At 59.3% G+C, this 1,326-nt stretch carries 3 protein-coding genes; all 3 read right to left on the reverse strand.

Annotation, left to right across the window (positions count from 1 at the left end; genetic code table 11):
* Positions 1-28: 28 nt before the first annotated feature.
* Positions 29-193 (reverse strand): hypothetical protein, encoded by a 165-nt coding sequence (locus CKO42_RS26555; protein WP_200252605.1) that lies wholly within the window; start codon positions 191-193, stop codon positions 29-31.
* 273 nt (positions 194-466) lie between these two features.
* The gene (locus tag CKO42_RS26560; protein ID WP_200252599.1) at positions 467-742 is read right to left on the reverse strand and encodes a PIN domain-containing protein; all 276 of its coding nucleotides are present in this window, start codon (positions 740-742) and stop codon (positions 467-469) included.
* The gene (locus CKO42_RS26565) at positions 720-947 is read right to left on the reverse strand and encodes a hypothetical protein (protein ID WP_200252602.1); all 228 of its coding nucleotides are present in this window, start codon (positions 945-947) and stop codon (positions 720-722) included. Before CKO42_RS26565 ends, CKO42_RS26560 begins: the two co-directional genes overlap by 23 nt.
* Between the last annotated feature and the right edge of the window lie 379 nt (positions 948-1,326).

A 1,326-nucleotide genomic window follows, 5' to 3' on the forward strand; every position in this document is an offset into this window, starting at 1 on the left:
AGTCAATCTCGGCGTGGATGGCCGGGAATCATAGCGCGAGGAACTCGGGGAAGAAGCGTTCGAGGGCTTCTTTCCAGGGGCTGTCTTGGTCGTTTCTGGGGCCGCCTTCGTCGTGCTTGGGGCTGCCCTGGTCGTTATTGGTTGCGACCGTTGCAGCCGGGGTGTTGTCGGTGTTGGTTTCGGTGGTCGCCATGGGCTGAGTTTAGCGGATTAGGCCAGCGCATTGTGTCAAGACGGAGGCTGAGACCGTAGCGCTTCGATCTGGGCCAGGCTCAGGCCGGTGGCTTGGGCGATCTGGCTGTCTTTGAGCAGGCTAGTGCTGATGCCTCGGCTCAACCCGACAGAACAAACGGATTGTTTACCCTAAGGCTACCCTCGAACACTTGGCCATCCTGTAAATCTTCAGAGTACAGCGTATCGCAACCGCTCAGCAGGGCCGCTGCAACCACCAGGGCATCCCAGTGGCTCATTGGTAACGCTCGCCGATGAAGATGGCTCTCTCGACCGTTTGCGGAGTCAGCGATACAACGTCGCAGCGGCGAAGCAGAATGCGTGCATAACGGTTGGCCTGCTCACGCGGCACGCGTTGCTTGCCAGTCAGCACATTGATGAATTCATTCACGACCTGTGTGCTGATAACCGGACGCCGGCGCATGATCGAAAACGCCCGCTCACGCCGTTTCTGGTCGGCGTCTAGCGCGTAGACGGGAACATTGGTATCAGCGAAGAATCTTGCGGTCATAGCAGGCCTCGCGGACAAATCTCCCGGACCAAAGACCGGCACCTTTCTTGAATTCGGCCCAGTCGGCCTCTGCTTCCGTATCGGTTTCACAGGCCGGCGGCTGGCGCGGGCGAGACTTCAGGTAGCACACAAAATCCAGCACTTCACGCAGCTCAAACTCGGGCAAGGTCTGAGCTTCCTCAAAGATTTTTTCTGCCGTGGTCATGACAAGCCTCCATGACAAATGCCGTGGTTAGACGACGATGATAGCGAACAGTAGCCGGCTCGGATAGGCAGGCCCCGGCACCTGAGCGCGATATCGGCAGAAACCCGGTAGAGTAGCGGAGAAACCCGGGACGGACCACGGTTTAGCCCGGCTGGTTAGCAGGCGCATGGTGGTCAGCGCGGGCTCGAGATCGAGCTCGAAGCTGGTGCGGTCATCACCTTGTCGTGAACAGGTCGTCAAGTGAGTGAGCCGTGAGGATCTGCTCGACCCAGGTGTCCAGTTGCTCGTCTGTGGCTTGCTCTAGGCGCTTGGATGCCGACTCGGGGATGTCGCCGAATTTGAGGGTGATGAGTTTGCGGAGGGTGCCCTCCACGCCCGC

Source organism: Lamprobacter modestohalophilus, from assembly GCF_016583905.1.
Taxonomy (GTDB): Bacteria; Pseudomonadota; Gammaproteobacteria; order Chromatiales; family Chromatiaceae; genus Lamprobacter; species Lamprobacter modestohalophilus.

Excerpts from the sequence above, each read along its gene's own strand:
- CKO42_RS26555 (WP_200252605.1), bottom strand. The coding sequence starts at position 193 with ATGGCGACCACCGAAACCAACACCGACAACACCCCGGCTGCAACGGTC.
- CKO42_RS26560 (WP_200252599.1), bottom strand. The coding sequence starts at position 742 with ATGACCGCAAGATTCTTCGCTGATACCAATGTTCCCGTCTACGCGCTA.
- CKO42_RS26565 (WP_200252602.1), bottom strand. The coding sequence starts at position 947 with ATGACCACGGCAGAAAAAATCTTTGAGGAAGCTCAGACCTTGCCCGAG.